Origin of the sequence: Psychromonas sp. KJ10-2 (genome assembly GCF_047323255.1) — a bacterium.
In the GTDB taxonomy this organism is placed as follows: Bacteria; Pseudomonadota; Gammaproteobacteria; order Enterobacterales; family Psychromonadaceae; genus Psychromonas.
This window is the reverse complement of sequence record NZ_CP178827.1, coordinates 478,359-501,898: the sequence shown is the minus strand read 5'-3', so window position 1 is coordinate 501,898 and position 23,540 is coordinate 478,359. Positions and strand designations below refer to the sequence as shown.

Below are 23,540 nucleotides of genomic sequence, written 5' to 3'. Positions count from 1 at the left end.
AAATTCAGCGTCAAAGTAACCGTATCGTTGCGCTAAACTAGTAAAACGACTTTTGGCTGCAGCATATTCACTGTGGTTTAAATATCCCCCTCTTTAATTGGGAAATCCAGCATATATTGTTGAAAATTTGCATCTTGTAATGCTTCGCCAGTGATTCTTAAGTCAACTTCTGTAATGGTAATACGCTGACCTAAATTGACATTTAAGATAACCGTTTGTTTATCAGCCTGTTCATTAATACTGGTGGTGATCTCAGGTTGGTAATAACCCGTGGCGGTTAAACTTTCTTTTGCGGTTTCCTCAACTTCATTTAGGTAACTAATATTATCAATGCTTGTTGGGGCAGAAATAGCACTTAGGTAGACTTTAATATTGTCCGTGGCTTGCTGGTCTGTACTTCCTTTAATCTCATAATCAACTGCTGCGTTTGCACTCAATGAGGAAGATATTAATATGCAATAAACACATAATCTGTATAGTATTTTCATTAACTCTCTAATTTTTTGTCGATTTAATTGCTAACATATAGCAATGAAATAATACCAGCATCACACTCTTGGAATCACAAACTCTCTGGTAATCAAAATTACGCTATATAACTGAATGTTGTCATTAACCATGATATGACTCAATACATCCCATAAAGTTTTACCCTTCGAGCATATCTATTATTGCAGTTTGACAGAAACAACAATTTAATGACAATCTGTTTATTACTGATTTTCCTGTAAAAGTGTAGATAAGGTGTCGTCATAAAATTGAATATTAGTATCTTGTGCTTGTTCAGCCATTTTTAAAGCCCTTACAGATTGATGTAACAATGTACTCGCTTGCACACCTATTGCAGGAAACAGTGTCAATCCAAAGGCACAATTTAACATGAATTGTTCATCAAACACTTTGAATGGCACCTGCAATGCAGATTCAAGGTCTTTTGTCATTTGTAAAGCTGCAGTTGATGCGGCTTCATAATCTGAGCCAATATCATCAATGGAAATGACAAACTCAAAACCTTTTATATGCGCGACAAAGTTCGCATTGCTATGATGCTGCTCTAATCTACGTGCTACTAAGTAAAGTAGTTCATTTATTTTGTTGGTTTCTGGTAATTCACTAATATGTTTAAAACGGTCACAGTTAAAAGCAATCAGGGCGCCTTGCATTTTTTGATCATATAAGCGTTGATTCTCTACTTCTATATGCAATAAAAACTGTTCACGGTCTGGGAGGTCTGTGACATTTTCAGAAAGTTCACTATCGACTTTGACCTCTTTTAACATTTCACGATATAGCGATAGATCCGTATGAGTACCAATAACTCGTTTAGGGTTACCTTCTGTATCCCAGGATACAGTCTGTCCTCGACTTAAGATCCAACGGTATTCGCCATTATAACATTTCATACGGTGAACATTTTCGAAGAAAGAGGTGAACCAGCAAAGTGCGCGGCTAAATCCTCAAACACTGAATACAAATCATCTGGGTGAACACGATTTTCCCATTCAATCACATCATTAGAAATATTTTCTTTGTGGAAACCGAGCATCTCTTTCCAACGTTTAGAAAAATACACCTCACCAGAGTCAACATCCCAATCCCAAACACCGTCTCTCGCACCATTAAGTGCATTAGCCCAGCGTTGCTCTCGTATTTCTAAACGATGCGTATTACTTGAGATCTCTGCAATCAAACGCATAAATGATTTTTGTAACAATCCTACTTCGCCAAAGCCTGACATATCAATATAACTAGGGTTGTTAATATCGATATTATCAATGGATGTGATAAAGCGTTTAAGCGGGACAACAACTAAAATGTTAATTAGGTAAACAAACAGACAAAGTGTCGCTAGTAACACTAGCGTAAATTTAACCAATCTAAATACACTTTCGTAAGCTAGTGCACTAAAAGCACTTTTTAAGGAGTAACGAATAAAAATAACACCATTAAACTTACGATTTAAACTATTACCCTTTGAGATCATCTGTAATGGGGCATAGGCCACTAACTCTTCTTTCTGTTTAGATAACTGTACGATGATTTCATTTTTATTGATAACACGGTCTAATAGATCACCTTGGTAACCTTCTAATTGTAATTTAGCAAACATATATTTCTCTCGAAACTGGTTACTTAATACAACCTGTTGGTTGTTATCAACGACGGCAACGGTTTTTACATTTTCATTTAATGCTGCCGTTGAAACAAACTCCTGAGCTTGAGATTTTTCTAAACGCATTAATGAGTTAGATAACGAGGTTTGTAATTGTCCTGCTAAACCTTTTAAATCCTGCTCAGATTTGATGTAGAGGTTTGCTTGTTGTTGGCGATATTCCATAAACAACACACTACCCTGAAGTACAATAAAGATAACAATTAATAATGCGGGTAATAGGATAATCAGGGAAAGAGAACGTAATTTATTCATAAATAGCTCGCTCTAATATACGTGTTGAGATAAGACTAGAAAAATCAGTTTGTATATTACCAAGCATACGTTTTTCAATCATCACTTCACTTAACTTCCTCGCTTGGATTTCAATATTTGAAGGTGAGCCAGATAAACGAAATAAAGCTTGTTTTGCATCAATAAATTGTGTGTTCGCCAACGCATTTTCAAGTATATAAGGGTACAACTGAAGTCGAACTGACATAGAGGTTAAAGCTTCTTCTGTGTTTTTTTGATAGAAAAGATGAGCGTTATAAAATTGTCGAACAAATTCGGCAATCTGTAACTCTTTCTCTTGATATAAATCGCCTCGAGCCACTAATACGTTGATAATTGGCAATGTGAGTTGGTTTGAGTTAATTAACTCATGAGCACCTAAACTAATTAACTGTTGCTTAACCGGTTCACGTACCATCAATGCATCAATATTACTGTGTAAATAGGCATCTTTTACTTCATTCTGTTTAACTTCGAATAGTTGAACAGTTTGATTGTTGAGGTCGGTAAGTGTAAATACTTCATCCAATAATAATGCCCCTGCTGCTTTGTTTTCATAACCGATTGCATGCCATTTTAAATCTTGTAATGATTTAATATTAGGTTTAGCCATCAATGCGTCCCCGCCTTTAGATCTGTCGATAACAGAGATTACTTTTAAATCAATGCCTAATGCGACTAAGGTTAATACTTCATCTAAAGAGAGAAATGCGAGATCTAATTTTCCAGTTTGGAACGCTTGGATGACACTAGTCGAAGAGGTTAATTCTAATAAAGAGTATTGATATTCATTTAAAAACCCTAGCTCATCGGCTAAAAATGCAAATTCAAAATTTGGCCAAGGTGCTGCACCTACGGTTAAAGGCTTTTGATAAGGAGTACAACTTAGTAAGGTAAATAATAAGAATAGCAAAGTTGTTAATTTATAGGGAATAAAGTTCATAACATCATTATTTATAAGCAGTTTAATAGAAGAAATTGAGTTTATACCAATTCCATTGAGTATGTGATCTAAATTTACCTTGGATAATGACTGGGGTTAAGGCGAAATATAAAATGTTTATCGTTCACAATTGTATTCATCATTACATAAAAAAATAGCGTGTAGTTTAATACACGCTATTTTTATACATTATTGTGAGTTTGTTACAAAAAAGGCTACATCATTTGACTGTTTTGTAATGCTTTGATGCGGTCTTCTAGTGGTGGATGAGACATAAATAGACTGCTTTTCTTCTCGCCTGAGATACCGAAAGCCATCAAACTGCCTTCTAATTTTGGCTCTGCGTTGTGTTGTAAACGTCTTAGCGCAGCTATCATCTTCTCTTTACCCACTAAAGCTGCAGAGCCAGAGTCTGCACTGAATTCACGTTTACGTGAGTAGTACATCACAATGGTGCTAGCTAAAATACCGAATACCATCTCTAAAATAAACACTATGATAAAATAAGAAAATCCATGGCCAGAGTTTTCATCATCGTTGCTACGCATGGCATTATCGATGAAACCACCAATCACTCGCGCTAAGAAGATAACAAAGGTATTAACCACACCTTGGATTAAGGCCAAGGTCACCATGTCACCATTAGCAACATGACTAACTTCATGTGCTAATACCGCTTCTGCTTCATCCTGTGTCATTTGCTCAAGTAAACCAGTACTCACTGCAACTAATGCACTATTTTTCTTCATACCAGTAGCAAACGCATTCATATCTGGCGCTTGGTAAATAGCCACTTCTGGCATTGCAATCCCTGCTTTTGCCGCTTGCTTTTCAACTGTGTCTAATAACCAACGTTCTGTAGCATTTCTTGGATTAGTGATCACCACTGCTCCTGTGCTCTTTTTCGCCATCCATTTTGACATCGCTAATGAAATGAAAGAACCACCAAAACCGAATACGGTCGCTAATACTAACAATCCACCCATGCTTCTAGAGTTTAATCCAGTCACCGAAAAGACAATACTTAAGACAATACCTAACACCAATACCACGGCTAGGTTAGTTAATAGGAATAATGCAATACGTTTCATGTTGACCTCAACTTAAAAATAACGATTTATTGACATAATATGGCTTTAATCAAAAGATGCAAGTAAATATTTATCAAAAATGCGCAGATTCATCAGTCTAATTTGCACCTAGGAAATTCTGCCGTTACAATCCATTCCCACTTTTTTAATACTTAAGGAACAACCATGGCTTTAGCTCAAGCACGTCATATTTTAGTAAGCTCAGAAGAACAATGCATTGCATTAAAAAATGAGATTGAAGCTGGCACTGATTTTGGCTCAGCAGCAAAACAACACTCTTCATGCCCATCAGGTGCGCAAGGTGGTGATTTAGGTGAATTCGGTCCAGGTATGATGGTACCAGCTTTTGATAAAGTTGTGTTCAGTGCACCAGTTGGCGAAGTTCAAGGCCCAGTTAAAACACAATTTGGTTACCATTTATTAGAAGTAACTAAGCGTAACGATTAATCACTATCATTATCGAACAAATAATATAGAAAACCGCCATTGGCGGTTTTTTTGTACGTGTAATTAAACTGTCAATCTAATAAACCGATAGAGTTTGCAAAAACACATAAGATTGCCACAGGTGCAACCCAGCGTAACAAGGTAATAACGATTGTAAATTGCAAGGCACTTAAGTTTAGCTCTTGCTTCACAAGTTCTTTGTTGATCTTCCAACCTACAAACAAAGAGATAAATAATCCACCTAAGGGCAACAACACATTAGCAGTAATATAATCTAAAAATTCGAAAAGGTTACTGCCCATACCAAAGGATATTTTTGTCCAATCTGCTCCAGCAAAAGAGTAAATGGTTAATAAAGACATAAACCAGATAGCCCCCTGCAACTATTCCCGCTTTAACTCTTGTTAAACCATGACGCTCTGCAAGATAAGCTGCAGTTGGTTCAAGCATCGCAATAGCAGAAGTAAAGGCAGCAAAAACGATCATGATAAAAAACAACGTACCAAACAGATCACCAAAGGGCATATTCCCAAAAGCGACAGATAAAGATTGGAATAATAAACCTGGGCCTGCTGTTGGCTCTAAACCACTTGCAAAAACGATTGGATAAATGGCTAACCCAGCAATCAAAGCCACTAAAGTGTCAGCAATAGCAATCATTACAGAGGTTTTAGCGATGGAAACCCCTCTGGTAAATAAGCGCCAAATACCATCATAATGCCAGAGGCAAGACTTAGAGTGAAAAAGGCATGCCCTAATGCAACGAGTACGCCCTCAATGGATAGCTTAGAAAAGTCGACATCAAACATAAATGAGAAAGCACTATCAAAATCCCCTACTACCGCAGAGTAAATCATGATACCTAGCAATAATAAAAGTAATGCAGGCATTAAAAAGTTGACCGCTTTTTCTAAGCCTGCTTTAACACCTTTTATGATCACTAAGACAACTGCCAACACAATAAAACTTGTCCAAAACAATAATTGTTGACTATCAGTAATTAAACCAATGAATAACTCTTGGATGGCTTGTGTGTGAGTACTGGCATCAATTGCTGCATAACTAAATTCACCCGTAGCAGCAAAATACACGTAAGCTGCAGCCCAGCCCGCGATCACCACATAAAAACTCAGTACCAAAAATCCAGCTAAAACACCCATTGCGCCAATTATCGACCAATGTGAACTTGCATTAGATTCTATTGCACAATGCGCAGCAGCATTAGCTGGAGTAGACCGACCACGTTTACCAATCACAACTTCAGCCATCATCACAGGAATGCCAATGAATAAAATACACAACAGGTAAACAAGTACAAAGGCACCGCCACCGTTTTCACCCATTATGTAGGGAAACTTCCATATATTACCTAATCCAACCGCGGCACCGGTTGCGGCGAGAATGTACGCGTATCGACTTGACCATCGATTAGATACCTGTGTGTCTATGCTCATCTAAAAACCATATATAATTAAAAAGGTGGTCTTTATAATCATATCGCATAATAATTACAAGCAAAGGTTAGTTAACTTAAGGCAATAAAAAGAAAAATATAAAAAACTAGGTATTGCGGTCAATAAAGAGGAATAGCCTACTTTTAATAGGCTATTAATGATGTACAAGTTAACCTGCGTTTTGAAATGAAACCCACTCCTGTGGCTGAGAAGATAGACAAGGTGTTAACTTATCGACAGTCACTTTAATAATTTGAAACTGTTTAAACTCTTTACCATTAGAGAAGTGATGCACTTGATCAAATAACATACACAAACAGAAATTATCCTGTTGTTCTAATACCATATATTTTGCCGATTCCATTTCGCCTGTTGTGGTTAACATTGCTAACTCACCATTATTGTAATGAGTTATGGCCTGCTCAGATGTTTGAAACAACCAGCTTTTAGGCATAATAGGCTTATGAAACACATCTATTGCAATTAAATGTAAAATAATTTTACAACGAAGTGATTCTTCAAAATGACTTAAAGAATCACTTTCGAATAGCTCAATATAGCGTGTTACATCTTCAACCGTAAAAGAGATAACTTGGCTTTGTTGTAATCTCAGCATATTCGATTGGTAAACAATTGGAAAAGTGCGGTCACGATCAACAACGGACAATTTACCCTGCTCTTGATCAAATACCCATTGCCACTCTGCCTTTGGAATAAAATCCATTTTGTTTACCTCATTTATATTAACTTATTAAATATGATTAACGATATTTTTGATTAAGCCTGGACCTTGGTAGATGAAACCAGAGTAGACTTGCACCAAGCTTGCGCCTGCTTCAATTTTCTTTTGCTGCCATCACACTATCAATACCGCCAACACCAATAATTGGAATTTCTCCCTTAAGCTGCGCTGCAAACTTAGCGATCACAACCGTACTTTTATGTTGTACAGGACGACCACTTAACCCACCTGCTTCGGCAGCATGAGACATGCCTTTGATCATCTCTCTATCTAAAGTTGTATTGGTTGCGATTAAACCATCTATTTTATATTTTAGTAAAGATTGTGCAATGGATTCAATCTCTTCATCACTTAAATCTGGGGCTACTTTTAGTGCGATTGGAACATATTTATCATGTTTTTTAGCCAGTGCTTGTTGACGCTCTTTTAATGACATAAGTAAATCATCTAAGGCTTCACCATATTGTAAGCTTCTTAATCCGGGTGTGTTGGGTGATGAAATATTCACAGCAATGTAACCCGCATGAGGGTAAACCTTTTCCATACAAATCAGGTAGTCTTCTTTACCTTGTTCAACGGGTGTATGAATATTTTTACCAATATTAATACCAATAACGCCTTTGAATTCACTGTTTTTTACGTTTTCAATTAAATTATCAACACCGTCATTATTAAAGCCCATTCGGTTAATAATACCTTCACCTTCTAACACACGGAATAAACGTGGTGAAGGGTTACCAGGTTGACCTACTGGTGTCACTGTACCCACTTCAACGTGACCAAAGCCCATGGCACCAAAAGCATCGATACATTCTGCGTTTTTATCTAAACCAGCGGCTAAACCCACTGAGTTTGGAAAGTTAAGTCCCATTACTGTCACAGGTCGTTGTTGAACTCGTTGGCGGTAGAAAAGATCTAATACCGTACCGTGAGTTAATTTAAGCTGCTTGATTGAAAGATCGTGCGCTTTTTCTGGGTTCATTCTAAATAAAAAACTGCGCATAATTCGATATAACATAGTAAGGCCTTATAGGTAGTAGGTAACTGATGATGAATACTTATCTTCTTGACTATATAGATGAAATTATCAATCTACGTGACGATAATAACAAATTGCCCAGTGCTTAGCATACAACTTTGTGATATTCCTGTGTTAATGCTAATCACACAAATCAATTGTCATATTGAATTCAGGAAAAAAAGAGGGCTAATACAAAACAAGCCTATAAAAATAGGCTTGTTTGTAAACGGATATGAGTGATAATTAGTTAATGGTTAACGCTGGATATTGGTAAACACGCGCTCGCCAACCTTTTAACCAAGCACTTTCATCTCGTGGCGCATTCTCAACACGTCGAGTGAGCATTTGATCGGCTGAAATAGCAAAGTTTAACAATAAATCAGTGTTTTGATCGGGCATATTCAATAACACTTGTTTTAAGCCCCAGCCTTTACCTTGATAGCGTTCCTTTTGTGCAATCCCCTCACCTTTAAAGTTAATGTAATCTAATAACGCAAAAGTCCCTTCTGGTGTTTCACTCATTTCCGTAACGCGTTTATTAATAATCTGTTTTTCTTGATCAGAGCTCGCGTTCAATATATCTGGAATACCCTTTTCTAAGCGTTTGATAATAAAAGCCGCCTGTAATGACACCGTTGAAGCTAATAACTCTCTTAATTCAGCTAATTGTGTATCATCAAAATGGTTATAAAAATCCTCTCTGTTATGCCAAGGCGCATTTTTAGCCGTCAATAACCACTCTGGTACAGATACATTATTATCAACTAGATACTTTAATAACTCAGGAAACTGCTCAACATAGGGACCTTTTTCCTGATTGGGGTACCAGATGAAATGCCCTATACCTAATGAAGGGAAAGCCTCGTTTTTATTCCAAACTGTTAGATACTCTTTTTTACCTGCGCCTTCATTTTTCCAAATAAGCGTAGCCAGTTTGTCAATTTGAGTATCAGATAAAATAATAGAATACTGTTGCGCCAATAGTTGCATGGGTACAAAAATAAACAGTGGCGCGGTAAGTGAAAAGATTAACAGAAAGATACGCACAAAATATAAGCCTAATTTAACGAATAAGTAGGTATTAGAGCTGCTTATATTAGGAAAGTTCAGTAAGTGTAAATATTTAATCATTTAATTAATCAATTAGTTAAAAGGTAACTAATATAAAACTAGACTACGAAATGAAAACTCATGCTATCAATGAGCTCATCGCGTTTCTCTTGAGTGGCGACTTGGCGATAAGCATCAAGGGCATCACGATCCTTTGAGCTGGGTTGGTCATAACCTAGCGTATCGTTGATAGATTGTGCTTGTTGTTCTGAAAGTACTAGAGAAAACTGTGTATTTTCCTTGGCACTTACCGGAGTAATGTCAGCGGTTGGTGATGGCTTAGCACTTTTCTTAACTTGCGACACATTTCCCGTATTAATAGGTATATTGTTGGTTGCAAGGTTATTGTATATAGCCATCTATTACGCTCGTTTAAATTCACTAAACCGGATTCAATTTATATTATAGACAATTATTCTCTACCTGGAAGCTTTTTCCATGTCACTGTATCTCGTAAGTACACAGGTGTAGCAGACTCAGGATTAACGGCTTGGTTGTCTGCAATTAATTGAGCTGCTGCGGTTAGCATAAATTGCGCATCTGGATAGAGTATCTCAGTTTGCTGACATACTTCAAAATAAGCTAATAACTCTGGGTAAGCAGCCCAACCAGTTCCGACTAAAGTGCTTTTGCTTTCAATGCTTAAACCTTGAGTTTGATACTGCTCAATTAAAGCCTCAGGTTTTATTACCACTTCTTTTTCTTGTAATGTCATCACATCATGTTGATTAATGTATTGTGCAAAATAAACTTCACCCATGCGAGCATCTATCGCAGCATATACACTCTGGCAATTTGGGTTATTGACTAACGCCTGTTGTGCCATTGCTTGTAAAGTAGACACACCTACCATCTTTTTCTCAAGTCCGTAAGCTAACCCTTGTGCAATACTAATCCCGATTCTAACACCTGTGAAACTGCCTGGGCCTTGACCATAGGCGATAACATCGATGTCCGCTAAGGTTAAGTTAGCTTGTTTTACTACGTCATTCACTGTAGGAAGTATTTTCTGAGTATGTTCTCTAGGCGCTAACATAAAGTGATGAGTCGTTGTATCGTTTGTGGCTAATGCAACAGAACATGCTTCTGTTGATGAATCGATACACAGTATATTTAATGAGGATGACATAAATCGCCTATTTTATAAATATGAAAACAATATTGTTACAGATAGAAATCATTGCGTAACATGGTAAGCAATGACCTTATGATTAATAACTAGCTTAAAATGGCTGAGTATATTATTCGATTAATCTTAAAAATCGATCGCTTTGTCGAGATCTCGGGTTCGCGGCATGCAAGGTAAACTATTCAGAAACAGATTGCCATATTTACGGCTGACTAATCTAGTATCACAAACAACTAACACCCCTTTATCTTGTTCTGCACGAATTAAGCGACCAACGCCCTGTTTTAAAGTGATCACCGCCTGCGGTAATTGCACATCAAAGAAGGGATCTTTACCTTTTAGCTCAGCATCTTCCATACGCGCTTTAAGTAATGGCTCTTCAGGAGAGGCAAAGGGAATTTTATCAATAATCACACAGGATAAGGTTTGTCCACGTACATCAACACCTTCCCAGAAACTTCCCGTTGCCACTAATAATGCATTACCGTGGCTAATAAACTCATCCAATAAAGCTTGTTTGCTTTTTCACCTTGTAATAGCACTGGCAAAGTTAAAGATTCTCTAAAAGCGCTTGCTAATTGATTCATCATAGAGTGACTAGTACAAAGGAAAAAGCAACGCCCTTTACTGGCTCTGATCACTGGCGATAAGGTTTCAGCTAATTTATTCGCTAAACCAGGTGTGCCAGGCTCAGGCAGTAATCGAGGTACAACAAATAAGCTTTGTTGTTGATAGTTAAAAGGGCTACCTAGTTGTAAACACTGTGCTTCAGTTAAACCTAACAATTCAGTAAAATGAGAAAACTCCCTTTTACGGATAAAGTTGCAGAAGTAAAAATCCAACTGGCTTGCTTTTTCTGACACTCAGATTGAAAGCGTTGCGCCACACTTAAAGGAGTAATATTTAATGAAAAGTGTTGTTTTGTACATTCATACCAATAACTAAACCCGCTTTCATTGGTATTGTTGAGTTTTTCAAAGAGCAGTATGTATTGATTAATTTTCTCAAAACAATGATCTAATACTTCACTTTTTCCTAAACGCTCTGTGACCACTTGTTTTAAAAAAGTTAACACTTGGCGCAAACGAGTCACATGCATCTGCATCGCACGGTCTTTACTTTTGTCTCGCCAACTTCCCGAGCCTTTTTCCATGGCAAAAGCTAATCGAAAATCTAAAGAGGCAGCTCTCAACTGTTCAGCAGCTTTAGCCATCTGCTTTGCTTCTTTTAATTCGGTGCGATAAACAAAGTCTATCTCTTTTGCTAATTCAGTGAGTTGTTTACTAGAGAGCATTTCGCCAAAATATTGACTCGCAATATCAGGTAATTGATGGGCTTCGTCAAAGATGTAAGTATCTGCATCGGGAATTAATTTACCAAAGCCTGTTTCTTTCACCGCAAGGTCAGCAAAAAACAGATGATGATTAATCACAATCACATCAGCATCCATGGCGGTTGTTCTGGCTTTAACCACAAAACAGTCTTCAAAACTTGGGCACTCGCGGCCTAAACAATTGTCATTACTGCTGGTAATTGAGGGAATGATCATTGCGTCTTCAGGTAAGTTATCTACTTCTGCAATATCGCCGGTCACAGTGCTAACGGACCACTCTTTAATTGCCACCAATTCACTATGTAGATTAGGTTGTTTAAAGCGAGTTTCTAACATGTAGCGATTTAAACGTTCGGTACATAAATAGTTACTGCGCCCTTTTAACAAAGTGCAATGCCCTGTAAATTTTGTTGCTTTTATTAAAGTGGGTAAATCTTTTAAATAGAGTTGCTCTTGCAGTGCTTTACTACCAGTAGAGATGATCAACTTTTGCGACAAGCTTTTATCTAAGTTAAGTAATGCCGGTGCCAAATAAGCAAAGGTTTTACCTGTGCCTGTTTCAGCTTCCACGACCACTGATTGCTTTTTCTTAATGGCCGTATCAATTGATTGCGCCATTTTAACTTGTGCATCACGGCCTCTAAAATGCGGCAAGATGTTGGCTAATGCACCTGTTGGTGAAAAAACGAAGCAATCAAATCAATAAACTCTTATAAGCTAACGGGCTAAAATGATGAAAACGTTTTTCAACATTCATTAATAAAGCGGATTCTACGTCATTTAGCAGTTAGTTAATATCGTCTCAAGGTTATTTAATGCAAAATTAATTAAACAGATGGCCAGCACAATTGACTAGATCATGGCTTATATACACTAATTTATCAGTAAGTTAGCTGATAACGAACACATTCGGATATTAGCACTGTATATTCATTCCTTTACTCTTTACAATAAACAGTATTGCTAAGAGGAACTCCGATGAACCGTAAAAAGAAAATTAACAGTATTTTAAAGAAACGCATGAAAAAGATTAATGCCAAGAATGCCCCTGCCAGTAAAGAGAAGTATATTTCCAAAGCAGAGCGCGCAAAACTTGAAGCGCAGCAAGCAACTGAAGTGAATGATAACGTCGAATAACAATCCCTATTTAATGATAAGAGAGTAAATATCAGCAACTAACGCCATAATGTTTACTCTCTTATTAGCAACCCTACCTCACCACTTATTTATAAACCCACTCTAATTATCTCTCATTTTTCTGGTTTAGCACGTTATACCAATTGCATTAAATAAGTGATCTCACTTTTGCGCAGGAAAAATGACTTAGTACAAGGCGTCATTTAAGCCTTTGGACGATTAACTGCGTTAATAGGCTATCGGAGAATTAACCAAAAGATGTTAATTCTTTAATAGTTGTTCTATTTGCGAAAATCACCACGAAGAAACAAGTTATTTTAACAAGTAAAATAGAACAGTTACTTAGTGAAATTGGCATTAATTAAAACTTGGCTTACAACTTGCTTTATATCTAGTAACAAGTAAAACGACAAATTTAAGTCACTTCAATGATTGATATAAATACATTCTGCCGTTTTGCCATTTTACGCATACAAAAAAGCGATGATGCACCGCATTATCCTTCGCATGCAATAACGTATGGATGATTAATGATGAAAACAATGACTGCTATCCTATCTGTTGCTATTTTGTCTGGTTGTGCCAATTTTGGTCAACAAGAGGTAACTGTTGATGAGAGTTCAGAGACGACCGAAATAATCCCTGAAGAAACTGGTCGTCAAATTACACAGAGGGACAGTGATGATACACCCGTTGCTAACGACCCATACTATGCACCAGTAGAGCCAAGTAAAGCTGCTGTTCCAGTGCAAATAACGGGCTCTTTATTTAACGATAGTACCTCTACTGATTTATATAGTTACGCACCAAAGTTTCAAGTGGGGGATATTATCAATGTTGTTTTAGAAGAAGAGTCTGTGGCCACTAAATCAGCGAGTACTAACCTGTCTAATGATAATACCTATAATCTTGATCCAATTAAAATTCCAGGCGGTAACCTAACCGTTAATGATAAAGAAGTTGAGTTAGGTGTTAGCCAAGACCAAACATTTGGCGGTGAGTCCGGTAGCAGCCAAAGCCATAGCTTAAGCGCTAAAATGACGGTGTCTGTCATTGAAGTATTAAATAATGGCAATTTATTGGTACGTGGTGAAAAATGGTTGTTAATTAATAACGGTAAAGAATATATCCGCCTCACGGGGATTATAAGACCAAGAGATGTCACTGAAGATAACTCTGTTGATTCCTATCAAGTGGCAGACAGTCGCATTGAATTTAGTGCAACCGGTGAGCATGCAGAAATGCAGACACGTGGCTGGTTATCTTCTTTATTCAGCGGCAGCTTATGGCCAATTTAAGGAACCCTTATGAAATTAACTAAGCGTTTGTTGCCGCTATTAATACTTAGCTCCTTTGCCGCTAATGCACAATGGTATTCGAGTGAAGGTCGAGCAGTATTAAATGAAGAAAATATTGACCAATCACGTAGTAATGCAATATCCGATGCTATGGTCACTGTGTTACGTTCAGCAGGTACCAGTGCTGAAAGCGTACAAGTCATTCAAGAAGGTGTATTAGAAGTTGATAAACTAATGTTAAAAACCAATGGTGAAATCCATGACATGCGTATTGTGCATGAGGAGATCATCGGTGGTTATTACACAGTAGAAGTAGAAGCTGATATCTACCCTTTCTCTACTTGCCCGCAAGAGAAATATGCAAAAAGTATCTTTGTTGGCCCGTTTAGCTTAGAGGATCGCAAAGATGCGCAACTCGGAGCCATTTACGATAGTGATGAAGTGATTACCAAACGTTTATTTAAACAGTTAAAAGGTGAATCCAATAAACTTGACCCAAGACATGTGATGACACAACAAATTGCGTTTACTAATAACAGTGAAGGCGATATTGAATTACAAACATTAAAAGTGGCAAAAGATGTCGCGACTAAGTATGACGTACAGTATCTAGTTTTTGGTGTATTAAAAGATATGTCCGATTACTATGAAACAACGACATATACATTTAGTGAAGAGACTACCCATAAACGTAATTTTAAGATGCAGGTCTATCTCATTGATGCGATCAACCAACTGACTCTGTTTCAACAAGAATACTCAGCAATTAGTCAGTGGCCCTATGACCTTACACAGCATTTTGACCCTAATAGTTTGTCTTTTTGGCAAACAGATTATGGGTATGCGATTGACCTAAAAATCAATGAAGCAGTAAGAGATGTAAGACAAGCTTTATACTGTCAGCCAACCATGGCAACCATTATTGCAAAATACAATGACCAGTTAGTGATGAATTTAGGTCATCGTAATGGTGTAGAGAAAGGCGATAAGTTCCAGTTGATCCGAAGTCAGTTTCTTTCTCACCAGAACTCGCAACTACCTAACTCAATTTATTTGCCCGATGATATTCTTCTGTCAGTTGTGTCAGTACAAGCGGACCGTGCAATTTTGAAAGCTAACGATCCAATTGATATGAGTAATATTCAAATCAGGGATATGCTAACACCTGCAGACAAAATGACACTGCAGCGTTTACAACCACAAACTACAGCAAGTAATCCTACCAATAGGAGTGTATATTAATGTCTACCATAAACAGCGCAGCAAACAGTCTGCAAAGCTTATCAAGCAGTTCAAATTCAACAGGCACTGCTGCTGCCAGTAAATTGCTTGGTGAAAGCTTTGAAAATGTATTGTCGTCTCAAATGCAAGGCAATGAATCACTTGTCACTGCTAGTACAGGCAATATTAAAGATAGCCTTGAAGGTGTATTTGATGAATTGCAACTGGGCATCGCCACCTCTTTTGTCGCAGGTCTGTCAGGTGATGATAGCGCAACCTCCACTGGCGCAAATGCTGAGCAAGCTGAGACTGCAACAGATAATGAACAACAAACAACCACTGACCAGTCAGAAACAGCTGCCGCCGAAGATACAACCAGTGAGGATTTAGCTGCAAATAATGAATCAGAGTTAACAGATACATCCACTGAAGAAGCAGACTTAAGTGCATTAGATATTCAACAAACTGCAGATGATGCGGTAGGCACTTTACAGTCAGCAGCGCTTGATAATATCTCTATCGAATCACAGACTAAAAATGCAATTTCAATGCTGCAAGAAAAACTACGTGAAAGTATGCAAGGTAAATAGTGGACTGCTAAACAGGCTGTGAACTAATTATAAACTGCTCATTTATATTAAATATATCTTAGATATACACAAAAAACAGTTCACATTTAAAGTTTAGGTTGATACTCTTATCGCAATTAAATTTTAAAGAGTTTCAAACCATAATGAAAAACGACATTCTGAAAGCACATCATCATCATACAACTTAATCTTTCAGGATTTTTCTTGGAAGAGATGTTACGTGCTTCCAGTGGTTACCCAAATACAAACCCTCGGAAGTAAAATCCCGAGGGTTTTTTAGTTTTAAAAGGAAGGAAAAATAGTTATGCCAGAACAACGTTTAAGAATCGCGATACAGAAGAAAGGCCGTTTAAGTGATGATACGGTTAAATTATTAAAAGCATGTGGAATTAAAGTTAACCTAAACACGCAACGTTTAATCGCTCACAGTGAAAACATGCCAATTGATATTCTTCGTGTGCGCGATGACGACATTCCAGGCTTAGTAATGGATGGTGTAGTAGATTTAGGTTTCATTGGTCAAAATGTACTTGAAGAAGAAAGCATGATGCGCCAAGTGGCTAAAGAGCCAACAGCACACAAAGTAGTAAAAGAACTTGCGTTCGGTGAATGTCGTTTCTCACTAGCAGTAGATAATGACTTTGATTACCAAGGTGTTCAATCACTAGCGAACATGCGTATTGCAACAACTTATGTTCACATTCTTAAACGTTTTATGGAAGAAGCAAACGTACCTTACACATCATGTATGTTAACAGGTTCAGTAGAAGTTGCTCCACGTGCAGGTTTAGCTGATGCTATTTGTGACCTAGTTTCTACCGGAGCAACACTTGAAGCAAACGGCCTTAAAGAAGTGGAAGTTATCTACCGCTCTACAGCAGTATTAATGCAACGTGATGAACCATTAAGTGCAGACAAGCAAGAGCTAGTTAACCGCATTCTAACGCGTATTGACGGTGTTCAAACGGCTAAAGAGTCTAAATACATCATGCTTAATGCGCCAAAAGCTAACTTAACTGAAATCACTAACCTACTACCTGGTTCTGATTTACCAACAGTGATGGAATTAGCGGGCAGCACAGACCACGTTGCACTGCATGTAGTAAGTAAAGAAAACCTTTTCTGGGAAACAATGGAACAATTGAAAGCACTAGGTGCAAGTTCAATTCTCGTATTACCTATTGAAAAAATGATGGAGTAGTCCAAACCATGGGAATGCAAACAGTCAACTGGGAACAATTAACATCTGATCAGCAAGCAGAATTGCTTGCTCGACCAGCAATGGCAGATTCATCAGGCTTAACAAACACTGTTGCTGAGATTATCTCTAATATCCGTCAACAAGGTGACCAAGCTTTATTGGATTACACTAAACGTTTTGACAAATTAGCCGGTGATAACTTCACGCTCAACAATACTGATATTGAAGCAGCAACAGCGCGTTTAGACGATGACATCAAAGATGCGATTAAAGTCGCGTACCAACAGGTTGTTAAGTTTCATGAAGCACAACAGCAGGATGTGATTCGTGTAGAAACCATGCCTGGTGTTGTCTGTGAGATGCATACACAAGCAATTGAATCAGTTGGTTTGTATATCCCTGGTGGAAGTGCCCCACTACCTTCAACGGTTATTATGACGGGAGCGCCAGCACAAATTGCAGGCTGTTCACGTCTGGTATTATGTTCTCCACCGCCTTTAGCCGATGAAATACTCTATGCGGCATCACTATGTGGCGTTACAGAGATCTACTCTGTAGGTGGTGCGCAAGCCATTGCAGCACTAGCTTACGGAACAGAAACCATCAAAGCCGTTGATAAAATATTTGGCCCAGGTAATTCATTTGTTACCGAAGCGAAGCGTCAAGTGAGTAATGATTTTGCTGGTGCAGCGATTGATATGCCTGCGGGCCCATCTGAAGTACTAGTGATTGGCGACGAAAACGCAGATCCTGCTTTCATCGCTTCTGATTTGTTATCACAGGCTGAACATGGCCATGATTCACAAACCATTCTGGTCACACCAAGTGCATCGGTAGCAGCACAAACGGCTAGTGAAATAGATAGCCAATTAGCGCTATTAGAGCGCCGTGAAATTGCAGAAAAAGCGATTGCGAATAGTGTCAGTATTGTGTGTAAAGATATTGAACAAGCAATCGAGATTTCTAACCGTTATGCGCCTGAGCATTTAATTGTTCAAACTGATAAACCAAGAGAGATTCAACCAAAGCTTAGAAATGCAGGTTCTATCTTCTTAGGTGCATGGACACCAGAATCTGTTGGTGATTATGCAAGTGGTACTAACCATGTACTGCCAACCTACGGTTACACTAAAACCTATTCAAGCTTAGGCTTAGCTGACTTTGTAAAACGTTACACAGTACAAGAGTTAACACAGGATGGGTTACGTAATCTCGCACCAGCAGTCACTCGCTTAGCGGCTGCAGAAGGATTAACTGCACATAAACGCGCAGTGACCATTCGCATGGAAAAATTAGATAAGTAATAGATACGCCTGAGTAGTTGCTACTCAGGCATTCGTTAGGGAAGAAGGACCACGATGAGTAATATAATAAAGCTTGCTAGAAAAACCGTACAAGCGCTAACCCCTTACCTTTCAGCTCGCCGTATCGGTGGCCGTGGGGATGTTTGGTTAAACGCGAATGAAGCTCCAGACAGCAGTGATTACCAACTAGATTCATCACACCTTAATCGTTACCCAGAATTTCAACCACCTCAAATTATTAACGCCTACGCAGCTTACTCCAAGCTTAATACAGATCAAATATTAACCACTCGTGGTGCCGATGAAAGTATTGAAGTATTAATTAGAACATTTTGTGAAGCAGAGTTAGACAGTATTCTAATTTGCCCTCCTACTTACGGTATGTATGCGATCAGCGCGGAAACTTGTGGTGTTGGTATTGAGCAAGTGGCACTTCAAGATAACTTTGATGTGGATTACGAAGCAGTTGAACAAGCTGTATTAGGTTCTGAAGGACATATTAAAATTGTGTTCCTTTGTGCACCAAATAACCCAACGGGTAATATGTTAGATCAACAAAAGCTAGCAAAACTACTAACGGCAACGGAAGGCAAAGCATTAATTGTGGCCGATGAAGCTTACATCGAATTCTGCCCTGAGTTTACTCAAACGAACTTAATTGAAAACCATGAAAACCTCGTCATTACTCGTACACTTTCTAAAGCATTTGCACTTGCCTCTATCCGTTGTGGGTTTACATTAGCTCAAGCCAGCGTGATAGAAATGATGTCAAAGGTTATTGCACCTTATCCCGTACCAGGCCCTGTCGCACAAATTGCTGAACAAGCTCTTTCAGAGCAAGGTTTAGAAGTAATGCGTGACCGAGTAGCGGTATTAAATAATAATCGTCAAGTATTGGCTAATGCAGTGAGTGAGCTGGATTGTGTCACAGAAGTATTCCCGACTACGGGTAACTTTTTGTTAGTACGTTTTAAAGATTCAGCTAAAGTGTTTAAGGCTTTTGCGAATGACGGTATTATTATGCGAGACTTTGCTAATAAACCACGCTTAGAAAATTGTATTCGCATTACTATCGGTACGAGCGAAGAGATGAACAAAACTTTAAATACATTAAAAGCACTGTAGGAACCCATTATGAGTACACAAAAATTTCTATTTATCGACCGCGATGGGACATTAATTGATGAACCTATCAGTGATAAACAAGTAGACAGCCTTGAGAAACTGGTTTTCGAACCTTATGTAATACCAAGTCTATTAGCATTACAAGATGCAGGTTTCATTTTAGTGATTGTTTCTAACCAAGATGGTTTAGGTACTGATAGCTACCCACAAAGTGATTTCGATATTCCACAGAACAAAATGATGGATATATTCGCCTCTCAAGGTGTTAAGTTCGAATCTACGTTACTATGCCCGCATTTTTCTGAAGATAACTGTAACTGTCGTAAACCACATTTGGGTATGGTCAAAGAATACCTACAATCTGGTCGTATCGATCATAAAAACTCTTATGTTATCGGTGACCGCGAAACAGATATTGGTTTAGCTGAAAACATGGCGATTACCGGCATTCTTTACAATAAAGAAACTAACGGTTGGAAAGAGATTGTTCACCAATTAACGTCACGAGGTCGTACTGCTTCGGTTACTCGCACAACCAAAGAGACAGATATCAACGTATTCGTTGATTTAGATAAAACCGGAGAAAACAAAATTGATACGGGTATGGGCTTCTTTGACCACATGCTAGATCAAATTGCCACACACGGTGGTTTCCAAATGGAACGTGAGTGTTAAAGGTGATTTACATATTGATGATCACCACAGTGTTGAAGACACAGCGTTAGCATTAGGTGATGCATTGGACAAAGCATTAGGCGACAAGCGTGGTATTGGCCGTTTCGGTTTTGTACTGCCAATGGATGAGACAAAAGCGAGCTGTACATTAGATTTGTCTGGCCGCCCTCTTCCTTAAGTTTAAAGCGGATTTCCCTCGTGAACTAGTAGGCACTATGTCAACTGAAATGGTAGAACATTTCTTCTACTCACTTTCACAGGCGATGCGAGCAACTTTACATTTAGAAGTTGAAAATGGTAATGCACACCATATGGTTGAAGGATTATTCAAAACATTTGGTCGTACATTACGTCAAAGCATACAAATTATTGGAACTGATCTTCCTTCAAGTAAAGGTGTTTTATGATAGTTATCATTGATACGGGGTGCGCTAATTTATCCTCGGTATTATTTGCCATTGAACGTTTAGGTTATGAAGTAACCATCAGTAAGGACCCAGCAGTATTACAACAAGCTGATAAGTTATTCTTAACAGGTGTAGGTACTGCTAAAGAAGCAATGAATAACCTCATTGATCGTGATTTAGTAGAAGAGATTAAAAAGTTAACTCAACCTGTGTTAGGTATTTGTTTAGGTATGCAAATGCTAGCAGAAGGCAGTGAAGAAGGCTTTGCAGAAGAAACTGTAATCAATACACTAGGTTTAGTGGATGGCTTTGTACAAAAAATGGATGTAGCGCCATTGCGTTCACCACACATGGGGTGGAATCAAATTACCCCTAAATTGGACGAACCTTTATTCAAAGATATTCCTGCGGGCAGTTATTTTTATTTTGTTCATAGTTATGCCTTACCAGTAAATGAAAATACTATTGCTAGTTGTGAATACGGGACCCCATTCACCGCAGCAGTAAATAAAGATAACTTCTATGGTGTACAGTTCCACCCTGAGCGTTCAGGTAAAGCAGGCGCACAACTTATTAAAAACTTTTTGGAGCTTTAAACATGATAATTCCAGCACTCGACTTAATCGATGGTAAAGTAGTTCGTTTATACCAAGGCGATTACGATCAAAAGACCGTTTATAGCGACGATCCACAAAGCCTATACACTATTTATAATGAACAAGGTGCTAACTGGTTGCACCTAGTTGATTTAGATGGTGCAAAAGATATTACTAAGCGTCAATTGTCTGTCATTGAAGGCTTAATCAAAAACACACCAGCTAAAGTACAAGTTGGCGGTGGTGTTCGCACAGAAGAAGATGTTAAAGGTCTTTTAGATACCGGCGCTCATCGTGTTGTGATTGGTTCAACTGCAGTGAAAGAACCAGAGATGGTTGCTGGATGGATGGAGAAATATGGCCCTGAGCATATTGTACTTGCGCTAGATATCAACATAGATGCTGAAGGTAATAAAATCGTTGCTGTATCAGGTTGGCAAGAAGATAGCGGTCAAACTATCGAGTCACTATTAGAGATTTACCTTAAAGTTGGCTTAAAGCATGTATTGTGTACTGATATCTCTAAAGACGGTACGCTTACAGGATCAAACGTTGATTTATATAAAGAGATGGTTGTCGCTTTTCCAAGTGTTTCTTGGCAAGCTTCTGGCGGTATCGGTTCATTAGATGATATTGCAGATGTAGCTCGTTCAGGTGCTCAAGGAATGATTGTAGGGCGCGCTTTATTAGAAGGTAAGTTTACTGTAGAAGAAGCGATTAATTGCTGGCAGAATGCTTAATTTTATTGTTTAAACGATTACCTTAAAATCAAAGCTAAGAACAAACTTTATAAATACAAAGGCGCTATCTAAATAGCGCCTTTTTTTGTAACCTAGTTTAAGGTTTATACCAATTGTATTAAATAACTGATCTAAATTTTGCGCCGGAAAAATGGCTTAGTTTGAGGCGTAAGTTAATGTAAATGGTTGTTCCCTATACGAAAATTACAACGAAAAATAAGTTGTTTTAACAAGTAAAATAGATCAGTTACTTACTATGATTGGTATTATTAACTTTTTCTAGCAACAAGATGTACGGTGCTTATTGAACGCTCTAAAAAAGCGCCTTCGCAATACGCTAAGTAATATAACCATAAACGTTTGAACTCTGCATCATAACCATGCTGAGTTAACTCACTCCATGAGGCTAAGAAGTTAGTACGCCAATCGGCTAAAGTTTTAGCATAATCTAAACCAATATCATGAAGCCCTTCTATTACCATTTCTGAACTTGTTGTTAACTGTTGAGATAGCACGTTTATAGAGGGGAGGAAACCGCCTGGGAAAATATAACGTTGAATAAAATCTACATTGTTTTTATAGTATTCAAAACGCTGATCGGCGATGGTAATTGACTGGATTAACAGTTTACCACCAGGTTTTAATCTTGCATTACACTGTTCAAAAAAGCTCGGCAAAAACTCATACCCTACCGCTTCGATCATCTCAATAGATACGACTTTATCAAAAGACCCTGTTAAATCACGGTAGTCTTTTTTCAATAACGTAATTTTATCTTCAAGGCCTAAAAATTTCACACGCTGTTCTGCATAAGCATATTGTGCTTCAGAGATAGTTGTTGTTGTAACTTTACAACCTACATGCTGAGCAGCGTAGATAGCTAAGCCACCCCATCCGGTACCTATCTCCAATAAATGATCATCTTTGTTTAGTGATAAACGTTCACAAATAGTTTTTAACTTGTAAAGCTGTGCATACTGCAGTGTTGTTGTTTCAGATGGATAGATAGCTGATGAATACATCATCTCAGGATCTAGAAAGCGAGTATACAATTCATTACCTAAGTCATAATGAGCAAGAATATTACGTTTAGAACCAGACTGGGTATTTCTGTTTTGCCAATGAGTAAAACTGTTTTTAATTTTATTCAGTATAGATTTATTCGAGTCAAGTTGATCTGTTTGTTGTTGCGCTTTCGCAAAAATTCTAATCACATTGGTTAGATTTGGACTGGTCCATTGCCCTGCAATAAAAGCTTCCGAAACACCAATACTGCCGCCTTTGACGAATTGCTTGTAAACAGCGATATCATGAATATGAATTTTCGCTTTAATTAAATTTTCTTGCTCTTCTGGAGCAATGCTTTCCGGAAAGAAATAATGTTCAGAGCCTTCAACAACTTCTAATTGACCATAGCTCAATTTTGAAAATACAGAGTGCACAAGTGCTCGGCAGCGTTTATCAAACCAACTATTTGTTTCTATAGTGACAACTTTTTGTACTTCTTCCATTAATCTCTCCTAGAATATA

At 38.0% G+C, this 23,540-nt stretch carries 20 protein-coding genes and 4 pseudogenes; 11 read left to right on the top strand and 13 right to left on the bottom strand.

Features of this window, described 5'->3' with window-relative positions:
• Window positions 1–77: 77 nt before the first annotated feature.
• The 5 genes from ACLKL2_RS02445 to htpX all read right to left on the bottom strand — a co-directional run bounded on the left by ACLKL2_RS02445 (window position 78) and on the right by htpX (window position 4,480).
• The gene (locus ACLKL2_RS02445; protein WP_413693243.1) at window positions 78–488 is read right to left on the bottom strand and encodes a POTRA domain-containing protein; all 411 of its coding nucleotides are present in this window, start codon (window positions 486–488) and stop codon (window positions 78–80) included.
• 225 nt (window positions 489–713) lie between these two features.
• Window positions 714–1,403, bottom strand: a complete 690-nt coding sequence (locus ACLKL2_RS02440; RefSeq protein ID WP_413693242.1) for a diguanylate cyclase domain-containing protein — start codon at window positions 1,401–1,403, stop codon at window positions 714–716.
• On the bottom strand, window positions 1,400–2,428 hold the full coding sequence (locus tag ACLKL2_RS02435) for a PAS domain-containing protein (RefSeq protein WP_413693241.1): 1,029 nt from the start codon (window positions 2,426–2,428) through the stop codon (window positions 1,400–1,402). The genes ACLKL2_RS02440 and ACLKL2_RS02435 overlap by 4 nt, the downstream gene beginning before the upstream one ends.
• A complete protein-coding gene (locus ACLKL2_RS02430) occupies window positions 2,421–3,389 on the bottom strand; it encodes an ABC transporter substrate-binding protein (protein ID WP_413693240.1) in 969 nt (322 codons plus the stop codon). The genes ACLKL2_RS02435 and ACLKL2_RS02430 overlap by 8 nt, the downstream gene beginning before the upstream one ends.
• Before the next feature lie 215 nt (window positions 3,390–3,604).
• Window positions 3,605–4,480 carry a protease HtpX gene (gene htpX / locus ACLKL2_RS02425; RefSeq protein ID WP_113818844.1) on the bottom strand — a complete coding sequence of 292 codons (876 nt, stop codon included), beginning with the start codon at window positions 4,478–4,480 and terminating at the stop codon, window positions 3,605–3,607.
• A 165-nt stretch (window positions 4,481–4,645) separates the two neighbouring features.
• On the opposite strand from htpX, the gene ACLKL2_RS02420 reads away from it, so the two are divergent.
• Window positions 4,646–4,927 (top strand): peptidylprolyl isomerase, encoded by a 282-nt coding sequence (locus ACLKL2_RS02420; protein ID WP_113818843.1) that lies wholly within the window; start codon window positions 4,646–4,648, stop codon window positions 4,925–4,927.
• Between the two features lie 71 nt (window positions 4,928–4,998).
• Here ACLKL2_RS02420 and ACLKL2_RS02415 read toward each other — a convergent pair.
• The 7 genes and pseudogenes from ACLKL2_RS02415 to ACLKL2_RS02385 all read right to left on the bottom strand — a co-directional run bounded on the left by ACLKL2_RS02415 (window position 4,999) and on the right by ACLKL2_RS02385 (window position 12,334).
• Window positions 4,999–6,381, bottom strand: a pseudogene (locus tag ACLKL2_RS02415) (sodium-dependent transporter).
• Window positions 6,382–6,550: 169 nt separating this feature from the next.
• Window positions 6,551–7,105 carry a cell division protein ZapC domain-containing protein gene (locus tag ACLKL2_RS02410; protein WP_113818841.1) on the bottom strand — a complete coding sequence of 185 codons (555 nt, stop codon included), beginning with the start codon at window positions 7,103–7,105 and terminating at the stop codon, window positions 6,551–6,553.
• A 27-nt stretch (window positions 7,106–7,132) separates the two neighbouring features.
• A pseudogene (gene pyrD, locus ACLKL2_RS02405) lies at window positions 7,133–8,141 on the bottom strand (quinone-dependent dihydroorotate dehydrogenase).
• A 246-nt stretch (window positions 8,142–8,387) separates the two neighbouring features.
• Complete coding sequence (locus tag ACLKL2_RS02400) at window positions 8,388–9,191, bottom strand: hypothetical protein (protein ID WP_413693239.1); 804 nt, start codon at window positions 9,189–9,191, stop codon at window positions 8,388–8,390.
• Window positions 9,192–9,313: 122 nt separating this feature from the next.
• Entirely contained in the window at window positions 9,314–9,613 is a 300-nt protein-coding gene (locus ACLKL2_RS02395; protein WP_413693237.1) for a hypothetical protein, read from the bottom strand.
• Between the two features lie 53 nt (window positions 9,614–9,666).
• Window positions 9,667–10,383 carry a tRNA (adenosine(37)-N6)-threonylcarbamoyltransferase complex dimerization subunit type 1 TsaB gene (gene tsaB, locus ACLKL2_RS02390; protein WP_413693236.1) on the bottom strand — a complete coding sequence of 239 codons (717 nt, stop codon included), beginning with the start codon at window positions 10,381–10,383 and terminating at the stop codon, window positions 9,667–9,669.
• A 126-nt stretch (window positions 10,384–10,509) separates the two neighbouring features.
• Window positions 10,510–12,334, bottom strand: a pseudogene (locus ACLKL2_RS02385) (ATP-dependent DNA helicase).
• A gap of 360 nt (window positions 12,335–12,694) precedes the next feature.
• On the opposite strand from ACLKL2_RS02385, the gene ACLKL2_RS02380 reads away from it, so the two are divergent.
• The 10 genes and pseudogenes from ACLKL2_RS02380 (at window position 12,695) to hisA (ending at window position 22,010) form a co-directional block, all read left to right on the top strand.
• Window positions 12,695–12,853, top strand: a complete 159-nt coding sequence (locus tag ACLKL2_RS02380; protein WP_113818836.1) for a DUF2986 domain-containing protein — start codon at window positions 12,695–12,697, stop codon at window positions 12,851–12,853.
• A 530-nt stretch (window positions 12,854–13,383) separates the two neighbouring features.
• Entirely contained in the window at window positions 13,384–14,151 is a 768-nt protein-coding gene (locus ACLKL2_RS02375) for a flagellar basal body L-ring protein FlgH (RefSeq protein WP_258546867.1), read from the top strand.
• 9 nt (window positions 14,152–14,160) lie between these two features.
• Window positions 14,161–15,393 (top strand): flagellar assembly protein T N-terminal domain-containing protein, encoded by a 1,233-nt coding sequence (locus tag ACLKL2_RS02370; RefSeq protein ID WP_113818835.1) that lies wholly within the window; start codon window positions 14,161–14,163, stop codon window positions 15,391–15,393.
• A complete protein-coding gene (locus tag ACLKL2_RS02365) occupies window positions 15,393–15,962 on the top strand; it encodes a hypothetical protein (protein ID WP_413693235.1) in 570 nt (189 codons plus the stop codon). The genes ACLKL2_RS02370 and ACLKL2_RS02365 overlap by 1 nt, the downstream gene beginning before the upstream one ends.
• A gap of 304 nt (window positions 15,963–16,266) precedes the next feature.
• The gene (hisG, locus tag ACLKL2_RS02360; protein WP_113818833.1) at window positions 16,267–17,163 is read left to right on the top strand and encodes an ATP phosphoribosyltransferase; all 897 of its coding nucleotides are present in this window, start codon (window positions 16,267–16,269) and stop codon (window positions 17,161–17,163) included.
• Window positions 17,164–17,177: 14 nt separating this feature from the next.
• Window positions 17,178–18,467: a histidinol dehydrogenase gene (gene hisD / locus ACLKL2_RS02355; protein ID WP_413694232.1), complete on the top strand. Its 1,290-nt coding sequence runs from the start codon at window positions 17,178–17,180 to the stop codon at window positions 18,465–18,467.
• A gap of 54 nt (window positions 18,468–18,521) precedes the next feature.
• Window positions 18,522–19,592 (top strand): histidinol-phosphate transaminase, encoded by a 1,071-nt coding sequence (gene hisC, locus ACLKL2_RS02350; protein WP_413693234.1) that lies wholly within the window; start codon window positions 18,522–18,524, stop codon window positions 19,590–19,592.
• A gap of 9 nt (window positions 19,593–19,601) precedes the next feature.
• Window positions 19,602–20,674, top strand: a pseudogene (gene hisB / locus ACLKL2_RS02345) (bifunctional histidinol-phosphatase/imidazoleglycerol-phosphate dehydratase HisB).
• The gene (gene hisH / locus ACLKL2_RS02340; protein WP_413693233.1) at window positions 20,671–21,270 is read left to right on the top strand and encodes an imidazole glycerol phosphate synthase subunit HisH; all 600 of its coding nucleotides are present in this window, start codon (window positions 20,671–20,673) and stop codon (window positions 21,268–21,270) included. Before hisB ends, hisH begins: the two are co-directional and overlap by 4 nt.
• Window positions 21,271–21,272: 2 nt before the next feature.
• A complete protein-coding gene (hisA, locus tag ACLKL2_RS02335; protein WP_113818829.1) occupies window positions 21,273–22,010 on the top strand; it encodes a 1-(5-phosphoribosyl)-5-[(5-phosphoribosylamino)methylideneamino]imidazole-4-carboxamide isomerase in 738 nt (245 codons plus the stop codon).
• Between the two features lie 269 nt (window positions 22,011–22,279).
• On the opposite strand, the gene ACLKL2_RS02330 is transcribed toward hisA, so the two are convergent.
• Window positions 22,280–23,521, bottom strand: coding sequence for a class I SAM-dependent methyltransferase (locus tag ACLKL2_RS02330; RefSeq protein WP_413693232.1), 1,242 nt, complete (start codon window positions 23,519–23,521; stop codon window positions 22,280–22,282).
• Between the last annotated feature and the right edge of the window lie 19 nt (window positions 23,522–23,540).

What these genes read in the sequence shown, in the direction of transcription:
- ACLKL2_RS02395 (WP_413693237.1), bottom strand. Translation starts at nt 9,613, where the DNA reads ATGGCTATATACAATAACCTTGCAACCAACAATATACCTATTAATACG.
- ACLKL2_RS02365 (WP_413693235.1), top strand. Translation starts at nt 15,393, where the DNA reads ATGTCTACCATAAACAGCGCAGCAAACAGTCTGCAAAGCTTATCAAGC.
- ACLKL2_RS02420 (WP_113818843.1), top strand. Translation starts at nt 4,646, where the DNA reads ATGGCTTTAGCTCAAGCACGTCATATTTTAGTAAGCTCAGAAGAACAA.
- hisH (WP_413693233.1), top strand. Translation starts at nt 20,671, where the DNA reads ATGATAGTTATCATTGATACGGGGTGCGCTAATTTATCCTCGGTATTA.
- ACLKL2_RS02375 (WP_258546867.1), top strand. Translation starts at nt 13,384, where the DNA reads ATGATGAAAACAATGACTGCTATCCTATCTGTTGCTATTTTGTCTGGT.
- hisD (WP_413694232.1), top strand. Translation starts at nt 17,178, where the DNA reads ATGCAAACAGTCAACTGGGAACAATTAACATCTGATCAGCAAGCAGAA.
- htpX (WP_113818844.1), bottom strand. Translation starts at nt 4,480, where the DNA reads ATGAAACGTATTGCATTATTCCTATTAACTAACCTAGCCGTGGTATTG.
- ACLKL2_RS02370 (WP_113818835.1), top strand. Translation starts at nt 14,161, where the DNA reads ATGAAATTAACTAAGCGTTTGTTGCCGCTATTAATACTTAGCTCCTTT.
- ACLKL2_RS02445 (WP_413693243.1), bottom strand. Translation starts at nt 488, where the DNA reads ATGAAAATACTATACAGATTATGTGTTTATTGCATATTAATATCTTCC.
- hisG (WP_113818833.1), top strand. Translation starts at nt 16,267, where the DNA reads ATGCCAGAACAACGTTTAAGAATCGCGATACAGAAGAAAGGCCGTTTA.
- ACLKL2_RS02410 (WP_113818841.1), bottom strand. Translation starts at nt 7,105, where the DNA reads ATGGATTTTATTCCAAAGGCAGAGTGGCAATGGGTATTTGATCAAGAG.
- ACLKL2_RS02440 (WP_413693242.1), bottom strand. Translation starts at nt 1,403, where the DNA reads ATGAAATGTTATAATGGCGAATACCGTTGGATCTTAAGTCGAGGACAG.
- ACLKL2_RS02435 (WP_413693241.1), bottom strand. Translation starts at nt 2,428, where the DNA reads ATGAATAAATTACGTTCTCTTTCCCTGATTATCCTATTACCCGCATTA.
- tsaB (WP_413693236.1), bottom strand. Translation starts at nt 10,383, where the DNA reads ATGTCATCCTCATTAAATATACTGTGTATCGATTCATCAACAGAAGCA.
- hisA (WP_113818829.1), top strand. Translation starts at nt 21,273, where the DNA reads ATGATAATTCCAGCACTCGACTTAATCGATGGTAAAGTAGTTCGTTTA.
- hisC (WP_413693234.1), top strand. Translation starts at nt 18,522, where the DNA reads ATGAGTAATATAATAAAGCTTGCTAGAAAAACCGTACAAGCGCTAACC.
- ACLKL2_RS02430 (WP_413693240.1), bottom strand. Translation starts at nt 3,389, where the DNA reads ATGAACTTTATTCCCTATAAATTAACAACTTTGCTATTCTTATTATTT.
- ACLKL2_RS02380 (WP_113818836.1), top strand. Translation starts at nt 12,695, where the DNA reads ATGAACCGTAAAAAGAAAATTAACAGTATTTTAAAGAAACGCATGAAA.
- ACLKL2_RS02330 (WP_413693232.1), bottom strand. Translation starts at nt 23,521, where the DNA reads ATGGAAGAAGTACAAAAAGTTGTCACTATAGAAACAAATAGTTGGTTT.